Here is a 26,875-nt window from a genome sequence, read left to right as displayed (position 1 = left end):
ATGGATACGCGCCTGATGAAGCATTACGAGAGCGAGCTGATCTTCCTGCGCGATATGGGGGCCGAATTTGCCGCCGCCTATCCCAAGATCGCCAGCCGCCTGGGCATGGAGGGGGTCGAGGTGCTCGATCCCTATGTCGAGCGGCTCCTGGAGGGGGTGGCGTTTCTGTCGGCGCGGGTCCAGCTCGAGCTTGAATTGCAATATCCGAATTTCACCAGCAACCTGCTTGAAATCGTCTATCCGCATTATCTGGCGCCGACGCCGTCGATGATGATCGCCGCGTTTGAGCCGGACACCTCCAATTCCGCGGTCAAGAGCGGCTATGTCCTGCCGCGCCATACCTCGCTGCGCAGCCGGTTGATGGAGGGCGAAAACACCCCTTGCGAGTTCCGCACCGCCGCCGAGATGACCATGTGGCCGATCCGGATCAGCGAAGCGGAATATATCGATGGTCGCGGTGAACTCGTGGCCGCCGGAGTCGCCGGTCAGGCCAAGGCGCGTGCCGGTATCCGGCTCAGGCTCAGCCGCGCGGATGGCGGTCCGATCTCGGAAATGCCGATGGATGACCTGACGCTGTTTCTCAACAGCAGCGGTGGCAACAGCTGGGCGTTGCTGGAGCTGCTGTCGACCCAGGTCAGCGCGGTTTGCGGGCGCTCGACCGACCGGCGGGCCGATTGGGCGGAACCGTTGGCGCGGGGCGCGGTTGTGAACCGTGGCTTTGACCAGGACGAGGCCCTGCTGCCCACGCCGCGCCGGTCATTCGATGGCTATCGGCTGTTGCAGGAATATTTCGCGATGCCCGAGCGGTTCCTGTTCGTCGAGCTTCAGGGGCTGCAACCCGCGCTGGCCCGGGCGACCGGGCCGGATGTCGATATCTATATCCTGCTTCGGGAAGGGCGCAGCGAGGTGGCACCGATGGTCGTGGCCGAGGCCTTTACCCCGAACGCGGTGCCTGCCGTGAACCTGTTTCCGAAGCGCTGTGACCGGGTGCATGTGCTTGCCAGCGATACCGAGCAGCACGTCATTCCCAGCCGCACCGCCGCGCTGGATTTCGAGGTTCACTCGTTGCAGAGCGTCACCGGCATCAGCAGCGCCGGCGGCGATGACGTGGTGTTTCGCCCGTTTTATTCCTCGACTGACTTTACCGCGGCGGGGGAAACCCACCCGGCCTATTACACCATCCACCGCCGCATGCGGCAGCGCTCGGAAAAGGAACGGCTGCGCGGGGTGCGCACGTCCTATCTCGGTTCCGAGGTCTTCGTGACGCTGGTGGACCGTGCCCAGACACCCTATTCGGCCAATCTCGATCAGCTGGCGGTGCGGGCCATGTGCTCGAACCGCGATCTGCCGCTTTTGCTGGCGACCGGGGATGCCGATGTGTTCCGGATGCCCGAGGGCGGGCCGGTCAAATCCATCCGTCTGCCGGTCTCTCCGACGCGCCCGCATCCGACGCTGGCACAGGGGGACACCGCGTGGCGATTGATCAGCCACCTGAGTCTCAACTACCTGTCGATCGCCGATTCCGGCAAGGGAGACTCGGCGGCGGCATTGCGCGAACTGATCGGCCTTTATGCGCCGCTGGGCGACCGTGTCACGGAAAAACAGCTGGAAGGGATCGTATCGGTTGCAAGCCGCCCCATCGTGCGCCGGATGAGCGACGAGATCCTGTCAACGGCGGTGCGCGGCGTCGAGGTCACGATCGGTATCGACGAGAGCTTTTTCGAAGGCACGAGCGCCTATGTTCTCGGGGCGGTTCTGGAACGGTTCCTGCGCCGCTATACCACGATCAACAGCTTTACGGAAACCGTATTGAAAACGCAGAAACGCGGAGAAATTGCCAGATGGCGACCGGAAACCGGACTGGGCCGGATGATTTGAGCCATTTTGACAGGCTGACCAAGGAACCGGAAAAGCATCATGTTTTTCAGGCCCTTCGGGTTATCGAGGCGACGTTTGACGAGGCCCCGCGGCTGGGTGAAAGCCGCCGCCCGCGCGAGGACAAGGTGCGCTTGGGCCAGGAGGCGGAACTGGCGTTCGCGCCCTCCACGATTGCCGAGTTCAAACTGGGCATCGGTGGCCGCCCGGCACGGCTGACCAACCGGTTCTTTGGTCTTTTTGGTCCAAACGGGCCGCTGCCCCTGCACATGACACAATATGTGCGCGACCGTTACAGAAACCACCGCGACAGCACCATCGTGGCCTTTGCCAACATGCTGACCCATCGCATGATGAGCCTGCTGTACCGGGCCTGGACAACCGGCCAGCCGGCGCCAAGCTTTGATCGTGCCGATGATCCGATGGCCCGCAAGGTGGCGGCGCTGGCGGGGTATCACGGCGCGGCGTTGCGCGATCGCGATGCGATGCCCGACCTGGCCAAGTTGCATTTTGCCGGGCACCTGTCCCAGGCGTCGCGCAATCCCGAAGGGTTGGTTTCGATCCTGTCTGCGTTCTTTCGCGCACCGGTCCGGTTGCAGCAATTCGTGGGCAGCTGGCTTGACCTGGAACCGGATGACCAATGGCAGCTTGGCCAGCGCGCCGCTTTGGGGCGCAGCACCAGCATCGGCCAACGGGTCTGGACCCGCGGGGCCAAGTTCCGGTTGCGCATCGGGCCGCTTTCGCTGGCCGATTACGAGCGGCTGCTGCCGGGGGGCGACTCGCAGGCGCGGCTGCAATCCATCGTGCGCAATTATGTGGGCGACAGCCTGGACTGGGACGTGAACCTTGTCCTCGCGGGCGACGAGGTGCCCCGCGCCAGCCTGGGAGGCAGCACCCGGCTTGGCCACACAAGCTGGGTTCGCACGCGCCCCGATCGGGACGAGACGCGCCCGGACGCCGAAGATTTGTTTCTCTATCCGGATATTGCAACCGCACAGGCGGGGCCGTGATGCCAAAGTTGACCAGGAAGGACACCAGATGACCGAGATCAGCCGCGTAGCGCTCTTTGGGAAGCTCAACAAGCTGGGCTACCAGGCCGTCGAAGGGGCCACGGTGTTCTGCAAGATGCGGGGCAACCCCTATGTCGAAGTGGTGCACTGGATGCATCAAATCCTGAATGGGCAGGACAGCGACATTCACCGGATCATCGCGCATTACGATCTGGATTCCGGCAAGATTTCCGCCGAACTGACCCGTGCGCTTGATGCCCTGCCGCGCGGGGCAAGCGCGATTTCGGACCTGTCCGATCACCTCATGGACGCGATGGAGCGTGGCTGGCTGTGGGGGTCACTCCTGTTCAGTTCCAGCCAGGTGCGCACCGGGCATTTGTTGCTCGGTATGCTCAAGACACCGGCCTTGCGCAATATCCTGAAATCCATGTCCCCTGAGCTGGGCGGTATCGGGGCCGATGATCTGGCCGACAATTTTGCCAGGGCCACCGATGGATCACCCGAAGAGGCCCTGCACCCCAAGGATGGCAGCCAGACCGGGGGGGGGGCCGAGCCGGGCGAGGCCAGCGGCGCGCGCGCGGCACAGCTGGGAAGCACCGAGGCGCTTGACCAGTTCTGCACCGACCTGACCGAACAGGCGCGCAAGGGCGAGATCGATCCCATCGTGGGCCGCGATGAGGAAATCCGCCAGATCGTCGATGTGCTGATGCGCCGTCGCCAGAACAACCCGATCCTGACCGGTGAAGCGGGGGTCGGCAAGACCGCGGTGGTCGAAGGCTTTGCCCTGCGCATCGCGCGCGGTGACGTGCCTCCTGCATTGCAGAACGTGCGGCTTCTGGTGCTGGATGTGGGGCTGTTGCAGGCCGGGGCCAGCATGAAGGGCGAGTTCGAAAACCGTCTGCGCCAGGTGATCGACGAAGTTCAGGCCAGCCCGACTCCCATCGTGATGTTTGTCGACGAGACCCACACGCTGGTCGGGGCCGGGGGCGCGGCGGGCACGGGGGATGCCGCCAACCTGCTGAAACCGGCACTGGCGCGCGGCACGCTGCGAACCATCGGCGCGACCACCTGGGCCGAGTACAAGAAATACATCGAAAAGGATCCAGCCCTGACCCGTCGTTTTCAGGTGGTGCAGGTGGATGAACCGGGGATCGACAAGGCGATCCTGATGATGCGGGGCATCGCTTCGATGCTGGAAAAGCACCACAAGGTGCAGGTTCTGGACGAGGGAATCGAGGCTGCCGTAACCCTGTCTGCCCGCTATATCCCGGCGCGGCAATTACCTGACAAATCGGTCAGCCTGCTGGATACGGCCTGTGCCCGTGTCGCCGTCAGCCAGCACGCGGTGCCCGCCGAAGTGGATGACAGCCGCCGCCGCATCGAGGCGCTGACAACGGAGTTGGAGATCATCGAACGCGACGAAACCGCGGGCTATGACGTGGCGGATCGGCGTGACGCGGTATCGGGTGCGAGGGAAGCCGAAGAAACCCGTCTGGCCGGATTGACCGACCGGTGGGAGCGCGAAAAGGCCGTCGTCGAATCCATTCTTGAACTGCGGGCGCGGCTGCGCGAAGGGGGGATCCCGGTCGAGGCCGAACCCGGCAGCGAAGAGGCCGAGGCCAGCCCGCTGGGCGATGAGGAACGTGCAAACCTGTTGGCTGAACTGAAGGCGAAGAACGCCGAACTGACCGGGATACAGGGGGAAAACCCGTTGATCCTGCCCATTGTCGATCATCAGGCGGTGGCCAGTGTCGTTGGAGACTGGACCGGTATTCCCGTTGGCCGCATGGTCAAGGACGAAATCGAAACTATCCTGACCCTCGAAGACCACCTGGCCAAGCGCGTGATCGGGCAGGATCACGCGATGCAGATGATCGCCAAGCGTATCCAGACCAGCCGCGCGGGGCTGGACAACCCGTCCAAGCCCATCGGGGTATTCCTGCTCGCCGGAACATCGGGCGTGGGCAAGACCGAGACCGCGCTGGCGCTGGCCGAAGTGCTTTACGGTGGCGAACAGAACGTCATCACCATCAACATGAGCGAATACCAGGAGGCGCATACGGTCAGCAGCCTCAAGGGCGCGCCGCCGGGCTATGTCGGCTATGGCGAGGGTGGCGTGCTGACCGAGGCGGTGCGGCGCAAACCCTATTCCGTGGTGTTGCTGGACGAGGTCGAAAAGGCCCATCCCGACGTGCACGAGATATTCTTTCAGGTCTTTGACAAGGGCGTGATGGAGGATGGCGAGGGCCGGGTGATCGATTTCAAGAACACCCTGATCCTGCTGACCAGCAATGCGGGCAGCGACCTGATCATGGACCTGTGTTCCGATCCCGACCTGATGCCCGAGCCCGAGGGCATCGCCAAGGCCCTGCGCGAACCGTTGCTCAAGATTTTCCCGGCGGCCTTGCTTGGGCGTCTGGTGACAATCCCCTATTATCCGCTCAGCCCGGACATGATCGCCGCAATCACCCGGCTGCAACTTGGCCGGATCAAGCGCCGCGTTGAAAGCTCGCACGGGGTGCCGTTCGAATATACCGATGCGGTGGTCGATACCATTGTCGACCGGTGCCAGGAACTTGAGAGCGGCGGGCGCATGATCGACGCCATCGTGACCAACACGATGCTGCCGGAAATTTCGGCAGAATTCCTGCGTCGCATGATGGAAGGCGGTGCGGTGAGCAAGGTTGCGATAGACAGTGACGGTACAAGTTTCTCATACGCGTTCGAGTAGGACCCGGACATAGAACAAGGAGTCTCAGACGTGCAGACAAGCCCGGATACCGAGCAGACCACAACCCTGCGGGGAAAGGCGCTGGAGTTTGTCGAGCGCGAAAGCGTCAAGAATGCAATCCTGGGCGTGATCATTTTCAACGCCGTCACGCTGGGCATGTCGACTTCCGAGAGCATCAACGCGGTGATCGGCCCGACGCTCAAGGTCATCGACCAGGTGGTGTTGATGATCTTTGTCGCGGAACTGGCGCTGAAGTTCTTTGCCTACGGGCTTCGGGGCTTTTTTTCCAACCCCTGGAACATCTTTGATTTCATCGTTGTCGGGCTGGGGCTTCTGCCGGACAAGGGCGGGCTGTCGGCGCTGCGCGGGCTGCGGGTGATCCGGGCCTTGCGCCTGTTATCGGTGATCCCGCAGATGCGGGCGGTGGTTCAGGCCCTGCTCGATGCATTGCCGGGCATGGGGGCCGTGATCATCATGATCTCGATTGTCTTTTACGTATTTGGCGTCATGGCCACGCTGATGTACGGGCATGATTTCAACGAATGGTTCGGCACCCTGGGGCGCAGCCTGTATTCGCTGTTCCAGATCATGACACTCGAAAGCTGGTCGATGGGGATCGTGCGGCCGGTGATGGATGTGCATCCCTATGCCTGGGCATTTTTCGTGCCGTTCATCGTGATCACGGCGTTTTCGGTTCTGAACCTGTTCATCGGTCTTCTGGTCAACACCATGCAGGCGGCGGTGGAAGAAGAGAACGAGGCCGAATTCGAGAACCTGCGCGAACTGGTGAAGAGCGAAACCGATATCGTTGATGCCCATGTCACCGAGATGCTGGCCGAGATCCGTGCCCTGCGCGCCGAAGTCGCGGAACTCAGGGGAGAGCGGAAATGAGTGAAAGCTCGCAGAAATTCATCTCGCGCAACCGCGCCCCACGGGTGCAGATCGAATATGATATCGAGCTGTATGGTTCGCAGAAAAAGGTCCAGCTACCTTTTGTGATGGGTGTCATGTCTGATCTGACCGGCAAATCCACGGCCCCGCAACCGTCGATCGACGATCGCAAGTTCCTTGAGATCGATGTCGACAATTTTGACGAGCGCATGCGCGGGATGCAGCCGCGCGCGGCGTTCAGCGTGCCGAATACGCTGACCGGCGAGGGCAATCTCGCGGTTGATCTGACCTTTGAGCGGATGGAGGATTTTTCGCCCCAGGCGATTGCCGCCAAGATCGCCCCGCTGCGTGAATTGCTCGAGGCGCGCACGCAATTGTCGACCCTTTTGGCCTATATGGATGGCAAGACCGGGGCGGAAACCCTGATTGAAAAGATCCTTGGCAATCCCGCGCTGCTGTCGGCATTGGCCGGTGCGCAGCAGGATGAGGCGGACCAGGCCGCCGTTCTGGATGGCTTGCGCGATATGGCGACACCTGCGCCGGTGCCAGCGGACAGGGCGGACAGCGTGCTTGAGGGTTTGAAAGCCCAATCCCCCCTGCAAGATCCGCAACCGGACAGCTCTGCCGAGGTGCTCGCCGCGTTGGCGCAATCGGCACCGGACCCTTCTGCGCCTGACACCGGCGGCGCGGATGTTCTCGCCAGGTTGCGCGATCAGTCCCCCTCCGACACGGTGCAAGAGGACGGGGCACAGGCGGCGCTGGATGCGTTGCGGGCGAAGGCTCCGGCAGAGCAGGCGGCGGATAGGTCTGTTGACGATACCCTTGCTGGGCTGGCCAATGCGGAACCGGATGATGATCCAGTACCTGACACCACCGCCGCCGCACTGGACAGTCTTGCGCAGGCTGCCCCCCCGGACGACCCCGCAGGCGACGATGTCGCGGATACGCTGGCGGGCCTTGCCGCGGCATCGCCCGATGATGCCATTACACAGGATGATGTGGGTGCCGCACTGGATAGTCTGGCCAGCGCCGCGATGGCCGCCCCGGACGAGGAAGATCGCACAGAGGACACGCTGGCCGATCTGGCCGGGCTGTCGCCGGGTGACGACAGCCAACCGGATAGCGTCGGCGCAGCACTTGACAGCCTGGCGAACGCCGAAATTGCAGCGCCTGACGAAGATGGCGCAGACGATACCTTGGCCGGGCTTGCCGCCGCCGCGCCGCAGGATGTGGCCGGGGCCGATGAAACCGCTGCGGCGCTCGACAGTCTGGCCCGCAATCCGGCGGAAGCGGTGACGGAAGAGGACGTCGCGGGCGACACGCTTGCCGATCTGGCCGCCGCTGCCCCGGTGGATACGCCAGAAGAGGATCGCGTCGATGCGGTGCTTGGCGAACTGCCAGAGGTTGAAACCCCGCAGCAGGACACTTCGGATGACACGCTGGCGGCGCTTGCCGCCGCGCCGCAGGACCAGGCCCCCGCCAGTGACGAGGTTGCAGCCGCCCTCGGCAGCCTGGCGGAATTGGATAGTCAGGCCCCGCAAGACACCGCCGCCGACGCCGCGCTTGCCGGGCTTGCAGATCAGGCTCCGCCGGACCCGTCGCCGACCGATGATATCGCCTCGGCTCTGGATGGTCTTGCAGGGCATGACGCGCCGCCTGACGGGGACAGGACCGAAGATGTCTTGGCCGAACTTGGCGATGCGTTACCCCAGGACGCGGGTCAGGAGGATGTACTTGGCGATGTTCTGGACGATCTCGTGGCTGACGGGGCCGATACCGTGTCGGGCGATGGCGCGGCAGAGCAACCCGCGGATGGCGCCGGCGGGCTGGATGATCTGCTGGGGCTGAGCGATGCCAGTGACGAACCGGCGGATGACAGGCAGCCAGAGCCGGACGCTCTTGACGATTTGCTCGGCGATCTTGGCGAGGTTGACCCGGACGAGGCCGGGGACGGGGAGACAGCACCTGCCGCGCCCGACACCGCTTTGGATGCGGGACTGGATGACCTTTTGGGCGATCTTGAGGATCCCGGGCCTGCGGTTGATGAACTCCCATCGGACGAAACAGGCGATCTTGACGATTTGCTGGGGGATCTGGACGCCCCGGTAGCGGATGATACGCCCGCCGCGGCCCCGGAACAGGCGCAGCCCGTCGAAGATGCCGAGACCGGCGTCGGGGATACGGGCGATCTGGATGATCTGCTTGCTGAGGGCGACACGCCGGCGGATGATCTTGACGATCTGCTGGGAGGGTTGGATGACCCGGAACCGGCCGATGCGCCGGCGGCTGTCGAGGATCCGCTGGAGGGCATACTGGCAGAGTCTGCCGCGTCCGAGATTGATCTTGATGATCTGCTCGACGAGTCAACCGCCACGAATGCGGGTGTCGAGGCGAAGCCCGCCGGAGAGGCCGAGTTTGCCTTTGGCGTGCTGACCGGGGATCGCCCTGACGCGGAACGGCTGAACCGCAAGCGTTTTCGCATCGCGTTGATGGGGGATTTCTCCGGGCGTGCCGCGCGGGGGGTGGTAGAGACCGGCGAGGCGCTGGCGGCACGCGCGCCGGTGCCGCTGGACCCGGATACGCTCGAGGAAGTGATCAAGAGCTTTGCGACAACGCTTGTCCTGCCGATCGGCAAGGACGGGGCCGGGGTCGAGCTGCGGCTGAACGAACTGGATGATCTGCACCCGGACGAACTCTATGAAACCGTGCCGATCCTGTCGGAATTGCGGGCGCTTCGCGCGCAGCTCGCAAGCGGTTCGACGGCGACCAACGCGGCCGAGCGGTTGAAAGCGTGGGGCGAGGCGCATGGCACGCCGGTTGCGCCGCCAAGGTCGAAATCCGGCGGCACTGCGATGCCCGCCAACCTGAAACTGTCCGAGTTCCAGAAGCTGATCGGCGATACCGGCGCTACCTTGACAGCGGCGTCCCCGGTCGAAGACCTGATTGCGCAGATTGTCGGCCCGCATGTGCGCGCCGTGGCCGACGCGGATACCGTTGCGATGCAGCAGGCGGTGGATGCGGCATTGGCGGCGGCGATGCGGCTGATCCTGCACCACCCGGAATTCCAGGCGGTCGAGGCGCAATGGCGCTCGCTCGATCTGATCGCGCGCAGCATCGAGGCCGACGACACGCTTGAAGTGATCCTGTATGACATTTCCGCCGAAGAGATCGGCGCGGACCTGGCGGCGGCGGATGAGTTGGCGCAATCCGGGCTGGTGCGGCTGCTGACGGAAACGCCGTTGGATCCCGAAACCGGGCGCGGCGGGTATTCCGCCATCGTCGGGCTGTACAGTTTCGAGGAAACGCCGCCCCATGCGGAACTGCTCGGGCGGATTGCACGGGTGGCGGCGCATGTGGACGCGCCGTTTCTTGCGGCGCTGTCGCCGGGTTTCATGGAGACCGCGAAAGAGGATCGTCACCCGCTTGTGGCCACTGCGTGGGACGGCTTGCGGGCGATGCCCGAGGCGGGCCATCTGGGGCTGGCGGCGCCGCGCTTCCTGTTGCGGCGGCCCTATGGCGCGAAATCCGAACCGGTCTATGCCTTCGAATTCGAAGAATTTACAATGGCCGAGGGGCTGCGCGGGATGCTCTGGGCGAATCCGGTGGTGCTCGTCGCGATTCTGCTGGCGAAATCCTTCCGGCAGAACGGCGCGCATATGGGATTGGGATCGATCATGTCGCTGGGTGACATGCCCTATCACTTTGTCACCGATCAATATGGCGACCAGGTGGCCTTGCCCTGTACCGAACGCAACCTGACGCTGGACAAGGTGGAAAAGGTCATGGCGCGTGGTGTGATGCCGGTGGTTTCGATCAAGGGCCGCGATGAAATCCGGCTGGCCTCGTTCCAGTCGCTGGCCGGGGGTGATATTTTGGGGCCGTGGTCGGATGCGCCGCCGCCGCCACCGTCGCCGCCCAAACCCAATCCCACCCCTGTCGCCGAGACCACCGACGATGGTGCGCCCGGTGATGATGACCTGGGGCTGGACGATCTGCTCGCCGGGTTTGACGACGCCGCGACACCGGACGCCGGTGACGGGGATGTTGACGCCGATCTCGCGGCCCTGCTGGAGGATTTGTAGTGATGAGTTCCACGCCCCGACCGGTTTCCCGGTGGTATTCCGAAAGGAAAGACAATGCCTGATTACAAGCCGTTTGCCGATGCCAGAAGCTGGATCTCTGGCGAGTTTTCTTGGCCCGGAAAGGGCGAGGAAGGACCGAACCTGTACCGGGCCGTGGTCAAGGAAGGGCTGAGCAAGCTGACCGAGACCAGCGTATTGATCCGAAGCTGGTCGGAAGATGCGGACATTGCCGGCGTCGTGGGGCGCAACCTGCGTGTTCATGTCAAGACCGAGGACGAGAGCGAACGCATTTTCAGCGGGCTGTGCATGTCGATGGAAAAGCTCGGGTATTATCAGGGCAACTGGTATTACCTCGCCGAACTGCGCCCGTGGTTCTGGCTTTTGACCCGCAGCCAGAATTGCCGGATCTACCAGCAAATGAGCGTGCCTGACATCATCTCCGACCTGTTGTCGGCGCATGGGCTGACCGATTTCGAGAACAAGCTGACAGGCACTTATGACGCCCGGACCTATTGTGTGCAGTACCGGGAAACGGATTATGCATTCCTGTGCCGCCTGATGGAGGAAGAGGGGATCTATTTCTACTTTTCCAACGCGCTTGGCTCGACGGCGGTGGAAAAGCTGGTGCTCTGTGATTCAATCAGCGCCCATTCCGAAGTGCCGGGCCATGCCAGGATCGCTTATCATGCGCGCCAGACGGATCGCGGCGCCGAGCGCTCGCGCGAGGATCATATCGCGGAATGGGCCGCAACGCAGCGGGTGACAAGCGGCAAGGTCACGTTGAACGACTTCGACTTCAAGTTGCAGAATGCCGACCTCAAGTTCGATCATTCGATCGAGTCGGGAAGCCACACGCACAAGAGCCATGAAGTCTATGATTATCTCGGGCATCATCGCTATCCCGGTGTCTTTGCCGACGACAAGAAGCTGGGCGAGAAATATGCAACGGTCCGGATGGAGGCCGAAACGGTGCCCTACCAGACCTTTCGCGCCGCCGCCAATGTCCGCGCCCTTGCCGCCGGCCAGACCTTTGCGATGGAAGAGCACCCGGACAAGGCGGCCAATGCCAACTATCTGATCGTGTCCGCCGAGCATTACGTGCAGGATCAGAATTTCCTGAGCGCCGAGACAGACAAGCAGACCCAGAACGCCAGCAAGCTGCGCAATGACATGAAACGCAGCGGGGTCGAGCAGTTTCTGCTCGACTACCTGACCCGGCCCGAACGCGAGTCGCGGCGCGATCTCTCAATGCTGGACCCGGATTTTCCCAGGTCTATGGAAAAAGACGCTTTTGCTTCGACTTTCCGCTCGATCCCCAAGACAACGCAGTTCCGCGCACCGATCAAGACACCGTGGCCCAAGATTGCAGGGCCGCATACCGCAACTGTCGTCGGCAAATCCGGCGAAGAAATCTGGACCGATGAGTGGGGTCGGATCAAGGTGCAGTTCCATTGGGACCGGGTTGGCGAAAACAATGAAAAATCGTCGTGCTGGGTGCGGGTGATGACGCCATGGTCTGGCACCGGCTGGGGCATGGTTGCCCTGCCGCGCATGGGCCAGGAGGCGGTTATCGAATTCGAGGAAGGCGATCCCGACCGGCCGATCTGTACCGGCATGTTGTACAACGATTGGCAAAAGCCGGCCTATTCCTATCCCGACAACCCGACCGAGCTTGGCATTCGCACGCGTTCGTCAAAACAGGGCAGCGACAAGGAATATAACGAGCTGATGTTCGATGATCTCAAGGGCTCGGAAAAGATGCGGGTTCAGGCGCAGAAGGATCACCAGATGCTGATCAAGAACAAGTCGGTCGTGACGATCGGGCTTGATGCGCATGAACAGGTGGATGGCGAGGGCAAGATCACCAGCGATGTCGAGGATGGCAGCCTGAGCGAAGTGATCAAGAAGAATGTCACGCGGGTGGTGCAGGATGGCGATCACAGCCTGACGCTTGAGAAGGGCGACGAAGAGTACCTGATCAAGACCGGCAGCCAGAATATCGAGATCAAGACCGACAAGACCCAGAAGATCGAGGGCAAGCACACCAAGACCATCACCGGTAATGACGCGACAACCGTCAAGACCGGGAACATGACGGTCGATGTGAAATCGGGCAAGATCACCATGACCGCCGCACAGAAGATCGAACTCAAGGTCGGGAGCTCGTCGGTGGTGATCGATCCGGTCGGGGTGACGATCAAGGGCACCATGCTCAAGTTCGAGGGCAAGGCGATGGCCGAGCTCAAATCCAAGCTGACCACGGTCAAGGGTGACGGGATGCTGACCGCCAAGGGCGGCATCACCATGATCAACTAGGTGGCGGCATGAGTGACAGATTCAAGGATTTGGTCAAGATTCCGCAGGAACCGGCGGCCAAGATATTGTCGAACGCGAATATCCGGCTGGACACGCTGATCGAGGCCCCGGCGAGCGCGCTGCCTGAAACGGTGTTGACCGAGTTGCAGAGCAAGGAAGAGTGGATCGACCTGCTGCTGCTGCTCTCGACATTGTTGCCGGTGCGCGAACGGATCTGGTGGGCATGCCTGGCGGCGCGCGACTATGTGGGGCCGAAATCGCGAAACGATCCGCCATCGCTGGCCGCGTCCGAGGCCTGGGTTTTTGATCCTTCCGAAGAAAACCGCGAGGCGGCACGGGCGACGCTGGACCACGCCTATGTCGATGACGACACGGTGAATTGCGCGGTTGCGGTGCTCTATTGCGACGGCACGCTGGGCCCCGGAGACCTTGCCGAATACCCGGCCCCGGCCGGTGCGTCGGAACTGGCGGCATTCGCCATGAATGTGGTGGCCTTGGGGGAACTATCTGATAGGTTTGATGCGCATGTTCAGGTGCTTATCGACCGGGCGCTGGACATTGCGAGGGGCGGGAGCGGTCAGGTTTCGGAAACTGACCCGGAGAAGGAGGCAAGCTAATGACCAAACCGCAGGCTCGCATCGCTGACCAGGTGCTTTGCGCCTTGTTCGCGCCAACGCCCGCAGGTCCGGTGCCGGGCACATCGGCAATCATCCCGCCCTGTGCGCCAACCGTGTTGGTGGGAAAAATGCCGGCGGCACGGATCGGAGATCTGCATCCGTCGGGGCTTGGACCACATCCCAATGTCATGGGGTCGGCAACAGTGATCATCTCCAAGATGCCTGCCTCGCGGATTGGCGACAGCACCGGATGCGGTGGGGCGATTATCAAAGGTGAATTCACCGTGTTGACCGGAGGGTAGACGCAGGAATGCCGGTCACGTTGAAATTCCAGTCCTCGGGCACGATACCCGGCAATGCACAGCCGGTGCGGATGCAGGGGGGCAGCCTGACGGTCGGTCGTGGCGAAGCCAACGATCTCGTGCTGCCCGATCCCGACCGGCTGCTGTCCAAGAGCCATTGCGTGATCGAGGACCACAACGGCAACGTGGTGATCGTCGACCTGTCGACCAATGGCACCTATCTCAATTACAGCAAGATCCCGCTGGGCAAGGTTCCGACGCCGCTGAACAGCGGCGATGTGCTGGCGCTTGGTTCTTATGAACTGGTGGTCGATATCAGCGCCGACCTGGCAGAGGTCGAGCCGGGCCCCGCCGATCCGCTGGCACAGGGGCCCGCATCGCATGGGGACGCATCCAAAGCCCCGGACCCGCTTGCCTTGCTGGATGATGCGGGGCCGGGCGGCGATTTCCTGGATGACCTGCTGGGGGCGGAATCGGGGCCGACCGGTCCATCACAGCTCAACCCGGTGGACCCGATCGACGAATTGCTGCCGCCTCTAGGCGAGGACGAGGATGACCCGTTCTTTCGCAAGCCCGATGACGGGCGGCGAGGCGAGGGCGCAAGCGCGCCCAGCCACAACCCCTCGGCGCAGGACAGTTTTACGCCGCAGTCCACCGGTGGGGGAGGGCTGATCCCGGATGACTGGGATGATGAGTTCCTTGGAACCTCCGAATCCGAACCCGCCCCGTTACCAGAGCCGGATCCAGAGCCTGAGCAGCCCAGAACCATGGTGCCCGCGCCGCCATCGGCCAGACCACCGGTCCGGCCCAAGGCACCGCAACCGGCTCCGCCAGCCGCTGACCCGGATGCGCCGGTTGATACGGATGCCGCGCGTGCCTTTTTGCGGGCCGTGGGGGCGGAAGAGGTCAGGATCGATGACGCGGACATGGTGAACACCATGGCGCGCATGGGGCGGGTGATGAAAACGCTGATCACCGGATTGCGTGAAATCCTGATGACCCGAACCTCGATCAAAAGCGAATTCCGCATCGAACAGACGATGATCGGGGCGGGGGGCAACAACCCCCTGAAATTCTCGATCAGCCCGGAACAGGCTGTCGAGGCCATCGTAAAGCCGGGCACGCGTGGCTATCTGAGCGCGGAATCCGCCGCCGAAGAGGCGCTGAACGATATCAAGGCCCACGAGATCGCGATGGTGACGGGTATGGAGGCCGCTTTGAAGGGGGTTCTGGCGCGGCTCGATCCCCAGGAACTGGCCGGCAAGATCGAAACCGGCGGCGGTCTTGGCGGGCTGCTCAAGGGCAAGAAGGCGCGGTATTGGGAAGTCTACGAAAAGCTGTATGCCGATATATCCGATCAGGCGGAGAATGATTTTCACGACCTGTTCAGCCGTGAGTTCGCGCGCGCCTACAAGGAACAACTGGACAAGCTGAAATAGCGTCCGAACAGAAGGAGAAGCCAGTGTCCTGGGACAGCAAGGTGCTTTGGACCGAGGGGTTGTTCCTGCAACCCCATCACTTCCAGCAGGCGGATCGGTATACCGAGGCATTGGTGACCGGGCTGGCGCGGCGTATCCGCCCCTATGCCTGGGGGGTCAGCGCGCTGGATATTGATGACGAGGTGCTCAAGGTCGGGCAGTTTGCGCTGAAATCCTGTGCCGGGCTGACCCAGGACGGGGCCGTGTTCCGGGTGCCCATGGCCGAGGATCACCCGCCCGCGCTGGAAGTGCCGGAAACCATCAAGGATTGCGTGGTCTACCTGACGGTGCCGCAACGGCGGCAGGGGGCCGCCGAAGTTGACCTGAGCGGGGCCGAGATGTCGGCCAGCCGGCTGCGGCCGGGCGAGATTGAAGTCACCGATTCTATGGGTCAGCAGAAAAAGCCGGTGATGCTGGGCATCGGCAAGATGCGCCTGCAATTCGCGCTGGAGGTTGATGACCTGTCGGATCGGCTGGCGATACCTGTCGCGCGCATCATCGAAGTGCGGCCGGACAAGGAGATCATTCTCGATCAGGCGTTCATCCCAAGTTGCGTGGATCTGCGCGCGGCGCAGCCGCTTGATGCCTTTACCCGCGAGCTGGAGGGTTTGCTGTCACACCGGATGCAGGCGCTTGCCGGGCGGTTGTCCGAAGGCGGCGGTGCCCGGGGCGTGGCCGAGGTGTCGGATTTCCTGCTGTTGACGGTGATCAACCGGACCATTCCGCTGATGCGCCACCTGTCCCGGATCGAGAACCTGCATCCGGAAGATTTCTACCGGGTTTGTGTCGGTCTGGCCGGTGAGCTGTCGGTGTTCATGACCTCGGAAAAACAGCCGCCCGAGTTGCCGCCCTATCGCCATGACGACCTGACAGGCAGTTTCGCGCCGGTGATTCGGCTGCTGCGGCAATATCTGAGCTCGGTGCTTGAGCAGACGGCGATTCCGATCAAGCTGGAAGAGCGCAAATATGGTATAAGCGTGGGAGTGATTGCCGATCGCAAGCTCTTGGGGAATGCCGGTTTCGTTCTGGCGGTGGATGCGGATATCCCTGCCGAGGACGTGCGTCGCCATTTCGCGGGACAGGCCAAGATCGGCCCGGTCGAAGAAATCCGGCAACTGGTCAATTCCGCGCTGCCGGGGATCACCCTGCGTCCGATGCCGGTGGCGCCGCGCCAGATTCCCTATCACGCGGGGGTGGTCTATTTCGAACTCGACGCCGCCAGCCCCTATTGGGGCAAGATGACCACGTCGGGCGGGATCGCGGTGCATGTGTCCGGCCAGTATCCGGGGCTGAAGATGGAGCTTTGGGCGATCCGGAACGGCTGATGAATTGGTATGAATGATGTCTGACAACGACCCGTTTGCAGAACCCGATGACACCGACAAGACGGTGATCAAGCCCAATCCGGGCGGTCGGCGCAAGCCCGCGGTGCAACCCGCCGCCGAACCCGCGGCCGACGCGTTTGGCGTGCCGGCCACGGCGACCCCGGACCCGGCACCAAGCGCCGCGGGGCCGTCAGACCCGGGGCCGACGCTCACCGGGATGAACCAGCTTGTGGCCTGTGCAAGCACGTTGTTTTCCCTGATCAGCCGCATCCGCAACCGGGCACAGCACATGGATCCGGACAAGTTGCGCCAGAGTGTCATCGCCGAGATACGCGCCTTCGAGAACCGCGCCTTGCAGGCGGGCATCCCGGCCCAGACGGTCAAGGTCGCGCGCTACGCGCTGTGTGCGACGCTTGATGATGTGGTTCTGAATACGCCGTGGGGCGGGCAATCGAGCTGGGGGTTGCAATCCATGGTTGGCACCTTCCACCGCGAAACCGTGGGCGGTGACCGGTTCTATGACCTGCTGGCGCGGCTGGAAAAAGAGCCGGGGCAGAATATCGATCTGCTCGAGTTCATCTATATGTGCATGTCGCTGGGGTTTGAGGGACGTCTGCGTGTCGAACAGGGCGGCCCAGAGAAACATCTGCAAATTCGTGGTGCGCTGGCGCGGATCATCCGGGCGCAGAGGGGGCCGCTGGAGCGGGATTTGTCGCCCCATTGGGAAGGCGTGGAAAAGCCGTTCAAGCCGCGCTCGGTCTGGCGGCTGGTGTGGATCGCGATTGCGGTCACGGCGGGGCTTCTGGCGCTGCAATTCGCGGGGCTGTCCTATGCCTTGTCCAACTCGACCGAACGTGTGGTGGGCCAGTTGTCGGTCATTGACAGCGGCCCGGTGGCAGAGCTGCAACGCCGCGCGCCGCCACCGGCCCCCGCACCCGCCGCCCCGACCGCCGAGGAACAGCTCCGGAAGGTCGAAGGGTTCCTGCAGCCCGAGATCGACGATGGCATTGTCGAGGTGTTTCAAAAGGGCAACACCCTGATCGTTCGCATCAAGGGGTCGGGGATGTTCGGCTCGGGATCAGACCGGTTGTCACAGAATTTCCGCGCCCCGGTGGATCGCGTGGCCAGGGCGCTGAACGACGAACCGGGCCCGGTCATCATCGCTGGCCATTCCGACAACGTGCCGATCCGGTCATCGCGGTTCCCGTCGAACATGGCGCTGTCGCTGGCGCGGGCGAAATCGGTGATGGAGCGCATGTCCGGCGCGCTGGATGATCCGGGCCGGCTGTCCGCCGAGGGGCGTGCCGACAAGGAGCCGATTGCGGATAACGGCACGCGCGACGGGCGCGCCCGCAATCGTCGCATCGAGGTATTGCTGGTGCGGGAGGACGGAACATGATCCGCAAGGCCTTGAAATTCATGTTCGGCACGATCTATTCGGTGCTGGCGCTGGTGGCGATCATCCTGTCGCTGTGTACCTGGTATTTCGCGCCCTACCTTGGGTGGGGCGAGTGGTATCCGTTTGACAACATGACCACCCGGATCGCCACCATTGCCGGCATCTGGGTGTTCTTCCTGCTGCTGATGGGGATCATTTTCTGGGTGCGCTGGCGCAAGGCGCGGGCGATGGGCGAAGAGATCGCCGAAACCGTCGAGACCGATGACGACGAGGTGCTGAACGAAGAGCTCAGCGCCCTCAAGGGCAAGTTCAAGGCGGCGATCACCGAATTGCGCAAGTCCAAGAATGGCCGGCGGCACCTGAGCGAATTGCCCTGGTATGTGATGATCGGCCCGCCCGGCGCGGGCAAGACCACGGCGATCGTGAATTCGGGCTTGCAGTTTCCGCTGGCCGACAAGACCGGCAAGGCGGCGGTCGGCGGGGTGGGCGGCACCCGCAATTGCGATTGGTGGTTCACCAACCAGGCGGTGCTGATCGACACGGCGGGGCGGTACACCACGCAGGAAAGCGACAAGGACGCGGATAACGCCGGATGGCTGGGCTTTCTCGATCTGCTGCGGCGGTACCGCAAGCGCCAGCCGATCAATGGCGCGATGATCGCCATCAGCCTGAGTGATCTGTCGCTCCAGGATGAGGCGACCCAGAAAAGCCACGCCCTGGCGGTGCGCCGGCGGCTGAATGAGCTGCGCGAACGGCTGGGCGTGCGGTTCCCGGTCTATGTGTTGTTTACCAAGGCGGACCTGATCGCCGGGTTCAGTGAATTCCACGACAATCTGGGCAAGGAGGATCGCGAACAGGTCTGGGGTTTCACCCTGCCGCTGGATCAGAGCCGTGGCGAAGCCTCGCCCATGGGGGCGTTTGACGATGAATTCGCGTTGTTGCTGGGGCAACTCAATGCGCAATCGCTCGAACGGATGCAGGTGGAAACCGACCACCAGCGCCGCGCGCTGATCGCCGGTTTCCCAAGCCAGGTCGCCTCGATGCGCCGGGTCGCGCGCGAGTTCCTGAACGAAGTGTTCCAGGACAACCGGTACGAAAAGCGTCACATGCTGCGCGGGATCTATTTCACCTCGGGCACCCAGGAGGGCACGCCGATTGATCGGTTGATGCTCAACATGGCGCAGACCTTTGGCATCGGGCGGCAGGCCATCGGGTCGGGGCAGGGGACAGGCCGGTCGTATTTCCTGACGCGGATGTTCGAACAGGTGGTGTTTCCCGAGGCGGGGCTGGTGTCATCCGATGACAGGGTCGAACGGCGCTATCGCTGGGCGCGGGTCGCGGCGATTGCGGCCACCGTGGTGGTTGCCCTGACCACCGGAACCCTTTGGGTGCGCAGCTATCTGGGCAATTCCGAATTGCTGGATCAGGCCGGGGCGGATGTGCAATCCTATCAGGCCGCCGCGGCCACCCTGCCGCCAAGCCCGGTGGGCGATACCGACCTGCCACCGGTGGTCGATGCGTTGAACATCCTGCGGGACATGCCCGGGAACCCGGTGCTGAGCGACCCGCAGCCGGAGCGTCGCGTGACCTATGGCCTCTACCAGGGCGAAGTCGTCGGAACCCAGGCGGCGCAAACCTATCGCGCCGCGCTGAACCAGCGGCTGCTGCCCCGTCTGCTGTTGCGGCTCGAAGAGCAGATGGCCGCCAACATGAACAACACCGAGCTGCTGTACGAGGCGCTCAAGATCTATCTGATGCTCGGGCTTCAGGGGCCGATGAACGCCGACCTGATCCGGGAATGGATGCAGATCGACTGGTCGCTGGCCTATTCCGGCCCGGCGCGTGAACCGCTGCGGCGTGACCTGTCGGACCATCTCGACGCCCTGTTGTCGCAACCGATGCAAGAGATCGCCCTGAACGGCCCGCTGGTGGAACAGGTGCAGGGCCTGTTGCTGGAAATGCCGCTGTCGCAGCGTGTCTATAACGGGATCATCAACAGCCCGCAGGCCACCGGCCTGCCGGAATGGCGGATCACCGAGGCGGGCGGTCCGGCGGTGCAACGGGTCCTGGTCCGTTCGTCGGGCAAACCGCTCAGCGATGGGGTCGAGGGGATTTTCACCTATGACGGCTTCAACAACGTCTTTCTGAACGAGGCGGTAGATGTTGCCGCGCGCGTGGCCAGCGAAAGCTGGGTTCTGGGCCCAAGGGGCGAGGCCGAGCAGACCGACGCGGCGCTGATCGCGCTGAGCCGGGATGTTCTGAACCTGTATTACAACGACTATATCGCCCGGTATGACGCGGTGCTCGGGGATATCGACATCATCCCGATGGAGAGCCTGTCGCACGCGGTCGAGGTCACGAATGTCCTGTCCGGGCCGACTTCGCCGATCGTTAATATCCTGACCGAGATCTCGAATGAGACCCGGCTGACCGAAGATCGCGCGGTGCTGGATACCAGCGAACTCAGGACCGGGGCGAGCGCGGTGGCCGCCATCGAAACCCGTTCGACATTAAGTGCGCAGGCGCAGATCATGCTGGGGGCGCTGTCGCGGGCGGCGGCGGCCAATACCGGTGAACCGGCCCGCCCGCCGGGGGCCTATGTCGAGGATCGGTTTGCCTGGCTGCACCAGCTTGTCGACCGCCCCGAAGGGCAGCCCTCGCAGCTTGACGGGTTGATGGCCTCGCTCACCAATGTCTATCAGGAACTGAACAAGATGTCGTTCAGCGGCGTCAGCAACAGCGCCGAAGGCGGCGCGGCGATCCAGCAGTTCCAACAGGCCGCCAGCCGTATCGACGGGCCGGTCCAACGCTGGGCGTCACAGATCACCACCGGCTCCTCGGGCATCGCGGCGGATGGCACGCGGGCCTCCATCAACGCCAGCTGGCAGGCCAGCGTGTTGCCGTTCTGCGAGCAGGCCCTGAACAACCGGTACCCGTTCAACCGCCGGGCGGGTGCGGATGTGGCAATGCAGGACTTTGCCAAGCTGTTTGCGCCGCAGGGGTTGATCGACGCGTTCTTTACCGAGCATCTGATCCGCTATGTCGATACCCGGACCCGGCCCTGGTCGTGGAAACGGGTCAACGACGTGGACCTGGGCATTTCGCAATCGGTGCTCGAGCAGATGCAATATGCCGCCGAGATACGCGACGCCTTCTTTGCCGCCGGCCCGACGCCAGCGGTACAGTTCCAGATCACGCCCGAGGCGCTGGACCCCAAGGCCAAATCGGTCGCGCTCGACATCGATGGTCAGACGGTCGAGTTTGCCCATCGCGGCGGCCAGCCCAACCCGGTCGCGGTAACATGGCCCGGGTCGGTCGGGCTGGCGCGGGTGACATTCCAGCCGGACCGCAAGAACATCGAGAGCACCCTGTCGCGGGATGGTCCGTGGGGGTGGTTCCGGCTGCTCGATGCCGCCGAGGTGCGCCGCACCAACGTGTCCGACCGCAAGCGGGTGATCTTTAACGTGGGGGGGCGTATCGCGATCTTTCAGTTGCAGTCTGGATCGGTCATCAACCCGTTTGCGCTGCCGGCGCTGGCCAAGTTCAACTGTCCAAAGTCGATGTGATGGCCGGAGGGTTCGGCGCGTTTGGCAAGATACCGGCGGTCGGAGATTTCTTTCGGCTGAACCCGCCTCCGGGGTTTGTCTCGGTATGGGATGACTGGGTGCAGCACAGCATGGTGGCCTCGCAGGCGGCGCTCGCCGAGCAATGGGACGATCACTATATGTCGGCCCCGATCTGGCGGTTCAGCCTGGCCCCGGCGCTGGCGGGAGCAAGCCAGGTGATCGGCGTGTTCATGCCGTCGGTCGACCGCGTGGGGCGGCGTTTTCCGCTGACGTTGATGGCACCGCTTGCCGCGTCGGGTACGATCGCGTCAGACCACTTTCGCGCGGACGGATTATTTGAGAGACTGGAGGCGCTCGCACTGGACGCATTGGAAGACGACATGAGCCGCGACAAGCTGGAACACAGGCTCGCCGGGATCCCGCCACCCGTGCCGGGGCGCGCGCCGATGGTGCATCGCACGGGGGACGGGTTTGTGATGACGGGCGAAAATCTCGTTGCGGACCTGGCGGCAGATCGCATAGGCAATACCGGGGCACGGCCGAGCATCTGGAGTGCGATGGTCGATGATGTCCAGCGGCTGATGCTGTGCGACGGGTTGCCGGGCGACGATGCGGCGATGGCGCTCTGGCACATGGACGCGCCGGTCTGGCACTCTGGACAGGCGACATGAACGAGGTTCGCTATAACGCCCGCTCGCATGTGGGTCACAAGCGCAAGGTCAACGAGGATTCGGTTCTGGCGCTGCCGGATCGCAGCATCTGGTTGGTGTCGGACGGGATGGGCGGGCATGATGCGGGCGATTATGCCAGCCGGCTGATCGCGGATCGCGTCGCGATGATCCCGGCGGGGCTCGACCCGACCGAACGCATGCATGCGCTGCGCGAGGCGATCCGGGAATCCCATGACATCATCCTTGCACAGGCCGAGGCGCGCGGGCGGGGCGTCATCGGGGCCACCGTTGCCGCGCTGATGATCGCCAGCGGGCATTTTGTCGGGCTCTGGGCCGGGGATAGCCGGATCTACCGGCTGCGCGAGGGACAGATCGAACTCTTGACCACCGATCATTCCGCCGTGGCAGACTTTGTTCTGGCCGGACAGATGACATGGGATGAGGCCGATCAGCACCCGCAATCCAACGCGATCACGCGGGCGGTTGGCGTGGGGGAGACGCTGGAACTCGACAAGGTGCGCGGCGAGGCGTTGCGCGGTGACCGGTTCCTGATCTGCTCGGACGGGCTGACCAAATACGCGACCTTTGCCATCCTGCAATCGGTATTGGCCCGCGAGCCGCTGGAAACGGTGTCGGGCCGGCTGATTGAAATCGCGCTTGATGGCGGCGGCGCGGACAATATCACGGTTATCGTTCTGGACGTGCTGTAACCGTTCAGGGCGCTGCCGTGGTCAGGATGCGGCTGTCCAGCGACAGGATGCTGGCCCGGTTGTCCTCCACATGATCCCTGAGCGCCGTGGCATAGCCGCTCGCCGATTCCGAGGTCGGACGCATACCGTCAAACAGCGGTGTGCTGGAATGCAGCACGATCACCTTGCTCTTGCCCAGCGAACTGTCATCGACGGTAAAGCCGATGCGGTTGTTGCGCGCGGCCTCGTCGACGCTATAGGCAACCCGCACCCTGACCGGCCCGTCCTGTCCGTCGCGCAGCGCGGCCACCGCGTTTTCCTGCCGGTTCAGGTTCGGCAGCAGGTGGTACACATTGCCCGATACGTCCAGGATCGACACGGTCAGATAGCCATCGGTCACGTCCGCAGGCAGCAGGATGTCGATGATCGGGTTCTCGCCGACAAAAAAACGGCCCGACGGGTTCGGTTCATTGCGGTCGCCGACGATAAAGTCGATGCCGATGCCGCCAATCGGGGCTTTGGGCAGGTTGCTTTCGATCAGGCACAGTGTCGGGTTCAGGACCTCGACATCGACGATGACAGTCCGCTCGCCCGCAATGGCGCTCAGCGCATCATAGAGGCCGATCCGGGTTGCGGTTTCCGCCACTCTCCCGGTCACCCGGATTGCGCTCTGCGGGCCATAGCCGACCGCCGTGACGCCGGGTGTCGCAAGCGGACCGCAATCGGCGAGCCGGTCCAGCAGGGCATTCACTTCGCCGGCGGGCAGGAATACCGGCACCAGAACGATATCGGCGCTGCCGGTCAGGGCACCGGGCAGGCCATCGGCAAAGGCCCGGCTGAGATGGGCGTGCAGGTCGGCATCCGAGGTTTCGCCGCCAACCTGCGCGGCATTTCCGTCCAGCACCATGTGCCATTCATCCAGATTGCGCAGCTCCGACAGGGTGGCCATCACGTCGGTGCCCCAGCTGTCGGCAATGTCGCCGCTGGCGAGGCTGAGCTCGGCGGTTCCCGACAGGTCGGCCATGAGATCGCGCAACGCGGCAAGCGTCTGTTCGGATGGAACATGGCCAATGGCCCGGGGCGGGGCGTCGGCGGGCTTGTCCACGGCGAGCGCATAGGGGTCGGCAAGCGGATATTTCGGACCTAGAAACCCGTCAAACAGGCCCCCGAGATACCCGCCGACACCGCCGAGAACCAGGGCGACAACGACAAGCAGGCCGACAAGCCCGCCGCGCGATTTGCGTGGCTCGGGCGGCGGGGGCGCGGGCTTGGGTGCGGGGGCAGGGTCGGGGGCGCGGGGCGGCGGAGAGATCACGGTTGCGTCCGGATCCGTCGCGGCCTCTGGCGGGTGGTCACGCAGATAGCCCAGAACCTCGGCCGCCGTCTGGAACCGCGCGCCGGGATCCGGCGCGGCCATGCGGTCAATCAGGGTCTTGAGAGGTTCGGGAACACCCGATGTGTCGAGCGGTTCGCCCTTTTTCCTGACAACCTCCATGGGGTTCTTGCCCACGTCGGGCGATGTGCCGCGAAAATTCGCCAACAGCATCGCGCCAAGCGAATAGATATCCGAGCGCGCGTCGGTCTGCCCGTTCAGCTGCTCGGGCGCGGCATAGGCATATTTGCCGGCAAATTCGTTGCCGACGATGGTTTCGGCCCCTGGGTTGGTATCTTTTGCGATGCCGAAATCGATGATCACCGCTTCGGCGGGGTCGCCGTTGCGCAGGATGATATTGTCGGGGCTGAGGTCGCGATGCACGATGTTGCGCTTGTGCGCGGCCTCGAGACCCTCGGAAACACGGCGGCAAATGGTCAGCAGGTCCTCTGCTGTCATCGGGCCTTCGCGCAGTTTGCGGTCCAGGCCGGGGCCGTCGACATAATCCATCACGAGGTAAACCAGCCCGTCCTGCGTGCGGTGGTTCTCGGAATAGCGCACCACCGCATCGTGGCGGATCTCGCGAATTTCCTCTTCTCGGGTCAGCAGGACGAGATAGTCGTCATTGGCCGAAAATTCGGCCTTCAGCACTTTGAGCGCAGCAAGACGCCCGGAAATCTCGCTGCGCGCCTTGTAGACCTCGGACGTGCCGCCGCGCCCCAGCACGGCTTCGATCCGGTAGGTGTTGTTCAGGACATCACCGGGCTGGAACGTGTCCATGGGGCGTGAGTCGATCATGTCTCAGCCCCCTGCTGCTTCTGGTCCTGTTGCAATGGTCAGCGATCTTAGCCCAGGGCCTGGAACTCGACCCGGCGATTGACATCGGCCCTCGGGTTGGCGGCGTCATATGGCGCGCTTTCGCCCATGCCGATGGCCTCGATCCGGTTTGCGGCAAGCCCGCAATCATTGACCAGATGGCGCTTGACCTCTTCTGCGCGCAGCAGCGACAGGCGTTCGTTATAGGATGCGGTTCCCGAACTGTCCGTATGGCCGACCACCTGATAGACCGAAACGTCCACCGATTTCATCACCTCGCACAGGGTCACGAGCTTGGGCTTCTGGTCGTCGCGCAGCGCGGCGCTGTCAAAGTCAAAGGCGATCTGGATATTGACCTGGTCATCGCGCGCGACGGCCGAATATTCCTTGGCGGCGGCGGGGGCCACGGTGGTGGCTTCGGCGGTGTCGTTCTGCTGTGCCGTGGGCACGATCACGAGGCCGCGGGTCTTCTGTTTCTTGAAGGCATCCGCGATTTCCTCGGCGGTCATCGTGTCCGCGGTCTGGGCGACGGCTGCGTTGGGAATGGCATAGCCAAGGCCAAGGGCAAGCGTAACTGCAAAAACTCTGGAAAAACAAACCATCTTGCGTCCTTTGCTGGGTGTCAAAAGTTACCGCGGGAATTGTACACGACGCATCGTCCTGTCACAACGGTTTTGCAACCATTCGATGCGGTGAGATCGCGCCTTTTCGCTTCGGGTTTGAGAAAAAAAGCGCTTTACTCGCCCCCGTCAAGCGGGCTGAATTGCCCGAAACGATGAGGACATGATGCGATTTCTCCCGGCGATCATCATTGCCGTGGCGCTGGTTGTGGCGCCTGCCATCTTCGTAGGGCTGACTTACCTGTTGTCCGAAGAGGATTTTCAGGGCTCGGCGGTGGATTCCGGCGCGCGGATCGAAATCGAGATGCTGCGTCAGCAGGTCGAGGATTTGCAGAACCGCATGAAGGCGCAAGAGAGCCAGATCGCCGGGCTGGCGGCGGGCGTGGGGCGGCAAAGCACGCTGGCGCCCAACCCCGATGACGAGGACGCGATCCTGCGCGGCACCGGGCCCAATGATATCATCGATGCCTATGCCCAGGTTGTGCTGATTGCCGACCGGTTGAACGTGAACCGTGGGCTGCAGGTTGCCGGTCCGCGCTATCTCGAGGAAAAGCTGGGCCGTCCCCGCGATACGCTGAGCGACAACTGCCAGCCGATGACCAACCAGGCGCTGGCGAGCAAGCTGGTGCTGGAAAATGTCGGGCCTATCCGGGTGCAGATGCTCAAACCGGCGGCGGATTCCCTGCGCCGGGTGTTCGAAAACGTACGCCGCGCCGACCCGGATCTCTATGCGCGGATCAACACCTCGGGGTCGCTCTGCGTGCGCCGCATTCGCGGCACCCAGAACAGTCTTTCGACCCATAGCTATGGCTTGGCGCTTGACCTGAATATCGACGGGCATCTGGACAATTTCACCGACGGAAAGACCCAGTTGGGCCTGACGATTCTGGCCGATTTCTTTCATGCCGAAGGGTGGGTCTGGGGGGCCGGATTCCGGCGCGAGGACAGCATGCATTTTGAGATCAGCCGCCGCCAGCTGGATGAGTGGTTGGCGCAAGGAATGCTTTGAGTTCAATGCGATAGATGCTGTTTGGGTGGGTGTGCGTTTGCCCACTTCCCTATTCCGCGAGTTGCTGCAATAGTGTTCAGATTATACGGAATGCGGGCCGGAATGA

Annotated in this window: 17 protein-coding genes; 15 read left to right on the top strand and 2 right to left on the bottom strand. The window is 63.2% G+C overall.

Annotation, left to right across the window (positions count from 1 at the left end; genetic code table 11):
* Genes tssF through ACP15R_RS04025 form a run of 14 tightly spaced genes read left to right on the top strand, consistent with a single transcriptional unit; the run spans nt 1 to nt 22,973 of the window.
* Nucleotides 1–1,878 carry a type VI secretion system baseplate subunit TssF gene (tssF, locus tag ACP15R_RS04090; protein ID WP_424985101.1) on the top strand — a complete coding sequence of 626 codons (1,878 nt, stop codon included), beginning with the start codon at nt 1–3 and terminating at the stop codon, nt 1,876–1,878.
* On the top strand, nt 1,842–2,885 hold the full coding sequence (gene tssG, locus ACP15R_RS04085) for a type VI secretion system baseplate subunit TssG (protein WP_424985100.1): 1,044 nt from the start codon (nt 1,842–1,844) through the stop codon (nt 2,883–2,885). The genes tssF and tssG overlap by 37 nt, the downstream gene beginning before the upstream one ends.
* 28 nt (nt 2,886–2,913) lie before the next feature.
* Nucleotides 2,914–5,616, top strand: coding sequence for a type VI secretion system ATPase TssH (gene tssH / locus ACP15R_RS04080; protein WP_424985099.1), 2,703 nt, complete (start codon nt 2,914–2,916; stop codon nt 5,614–5,616).
* 30 nt (nt 5,617–5,646) lie between these two features.
* Complete coding sequence (locus ACP15R_RS04075) at nt 5,647–6,507, top strand: ion transporter (protein WP_424985098.1); 861 nt, start codon at nt 5,647–5,649, stop codon at nt 6,505–6,507.
* The gene (gene tssB / locus ACP15R_RS04070) at nt 6,504–10,589 is read left to right on the top strand and encodes a type VI secretion system contractile sheath small subunit (RefSeq protein ID WP_424985097.1); all 4,086 of its coding nucleotides are present in this window, start codon (nt 6,504–6,506) and stop codon (nt 10,587–10,589) included. The genes ACP15R_RS04075 and tssB overlap by 4 nt, the downstream gene beginning before the upstream one ends.
* 54 nt (nt 10,590–10,643) lie before the next feature.
* Entirely contained in the window at nt 10,644–12,905 is a 2,262-nt protein-coding gene (locus ACP15R_RS04065; protein WP_424985096.1) for a type VI secretion system Vgr family protein, read from the top strand.
* Between the two features lie 8 nt (nt 12,906–12,913).
* Nucleotides 12,914–13,522, top strand: coding sequence for a DUF6931 family protein (locus tag ACP15R_RS04060; RefSeq protein WP_424985095.1), 609 nt, complete (start codon nt 12,914–12,916; stop codon nt 13,520–13,522).
* A complete protein-coding gene (locus ACP15R_RS04055) occupies nt 13,522–13,824 on the top strand; it encodes a PAAR domain-containing protein (protein WP_424985094.1) in 303 nt (100 codons plus the stop codon). The genes ACP15R_RS04060 and ACP15R_RS04055 overlap by 1 nt, the downstream gene beginning before the upstream one ends.
* Nucleotides 13,825–13,832: 8 nt before the next feature.
* Nucleotides 13,833–15,263, top strand: coding sequence for a type VI secretion system-associated FHA domain protein TagH (tagH, locus tag ACP15R_RS04050; protein WP_424985093.1), 1,431 nt, complete (start codon nt 13,833–13,835; stop codon nt 15,261–15,263).
* Nucleotides 15,264–15,286: 23 nt separating this feature from the next.
* A complete protein-coding gene (tssK, locus tag ACP15R_RS04045) occupies nt 15,287–16,627 on the top strand; it encodes a type VI secretion system baseplate subunit TssK (protein WP_424985092.1) in 1,341 nt (446 codons plus the stop codon).
* 13 nt (nt 16,628–16,640) lie between these two features.
* On the top strand, nt 16,641–18,026 hold the full coding sequence (icmH, locus tag ACP15R_RS04040) for a type IVB secretion system protein IcmH/DotU (RefSeq protein WP_424985091.1): 1,386 nt from the start codon (nt 16,641–16,643) through the stop codon (nt 18,024–18,026).
* Nucleotides 18,023–21,592, top strand: coding sequence for a type VI secretion system membrane subunit TssM (gene tssM / locus ACP15R_RS04035; protein ID WP_424985090.1), 3,570 nt, complete (start codon nt 18,023–18,025; stop codon nt 21,590–21,592). The genes icmH and tssM overlap by 4 nt, the downstream gene beginning before the upstream one ends.
* Nucleotides 21,592–22,263, top strand: a complete 672-nt coding sequence (gene tagF, locus ACP15R_RS04030; RefSeq protein WP_424985088.1) for a type VI secretion system-associated protein TagF — start codon at nt 21,592–21,594, stop codon at nt 22,261–22,263. Before tssM ends, tagF begins: the two co-directional genes overlap by 1 nt.
* On the top strand, nt 22,260–22,973 hold the full coding sequence (locus ACP15R_RS04025) for a PP2C family protein-serine/threonine phosphatase (protein WP_424985087.1): 714 nt from the start codon (nt 22,260–22,262) through the stop codon (nt 22,971–22,973). Before tagF ends, ACP15R_RS04025 begins: the two co-directional genes overlap by 4 nt.
* A gap of 4 nt (nt 22,974–22,977) precedes the next feature.
* Here ACP15R_RS04025 and ACP15R_RS04020 read toward each other — a convergent pair whose 3' ends face one another.
* The gene (locus ACP15R_RS04020) at nt 22,978–25,122 is read right to left on the bottom strand and encodes a protein kinase domain-containing protein (RefSeq protein WP_424985086.1); all 2,145 of its coding nucleotides are present in this window, start codon (nt 25,120–25,122) and stop codon (nt 22,978–22,980) included.
* A gap of 47 nt (nt 25,123–25,169) precedes the next feature.
* The gene (locus tag ACP15R_RS04015) at nt 25,170–25,742 is read right to left on the bottom strand and encodes an OmpA family protein (protein ID WP_424985085.1); all 573 of its coding nucleotides are present in this window, start codon (nt 25,740–25,742) and stop codon (nt 25,170–25,172) included.
* A 181-nt stretch (nt 25,743–25,923) separates the two neighbouring features.
* On the opposite strand from ACP15R_RS04015, the gene ACP15R_RS04010 reads away from it, so the two are divergent.
* Nucleotides 25,924–26,769 carry a M15 family metallopeptidase gene (locus ACP15R_RS04010; RefSeq protein WP_424985084.1) on the top strand — a complete coding sequence of 282 codons (846 nt, stop codon included), beginning with the start codon at nt 25,924–25,926 and terminating at the stop codon, nt 26,767–26,769.
* The last annotated feature ends 106 nt before the right edge of the window (nt 26,770–26,875 follow it).

The sequence above is a fragment of the Microbulbifer sp. S227A genome (assembly GCF_049800935.1).
Note: the sequence above shows the minus strand (reverse complement) of the source record. Positions and strands in the feature narration are given on the sequence as shown.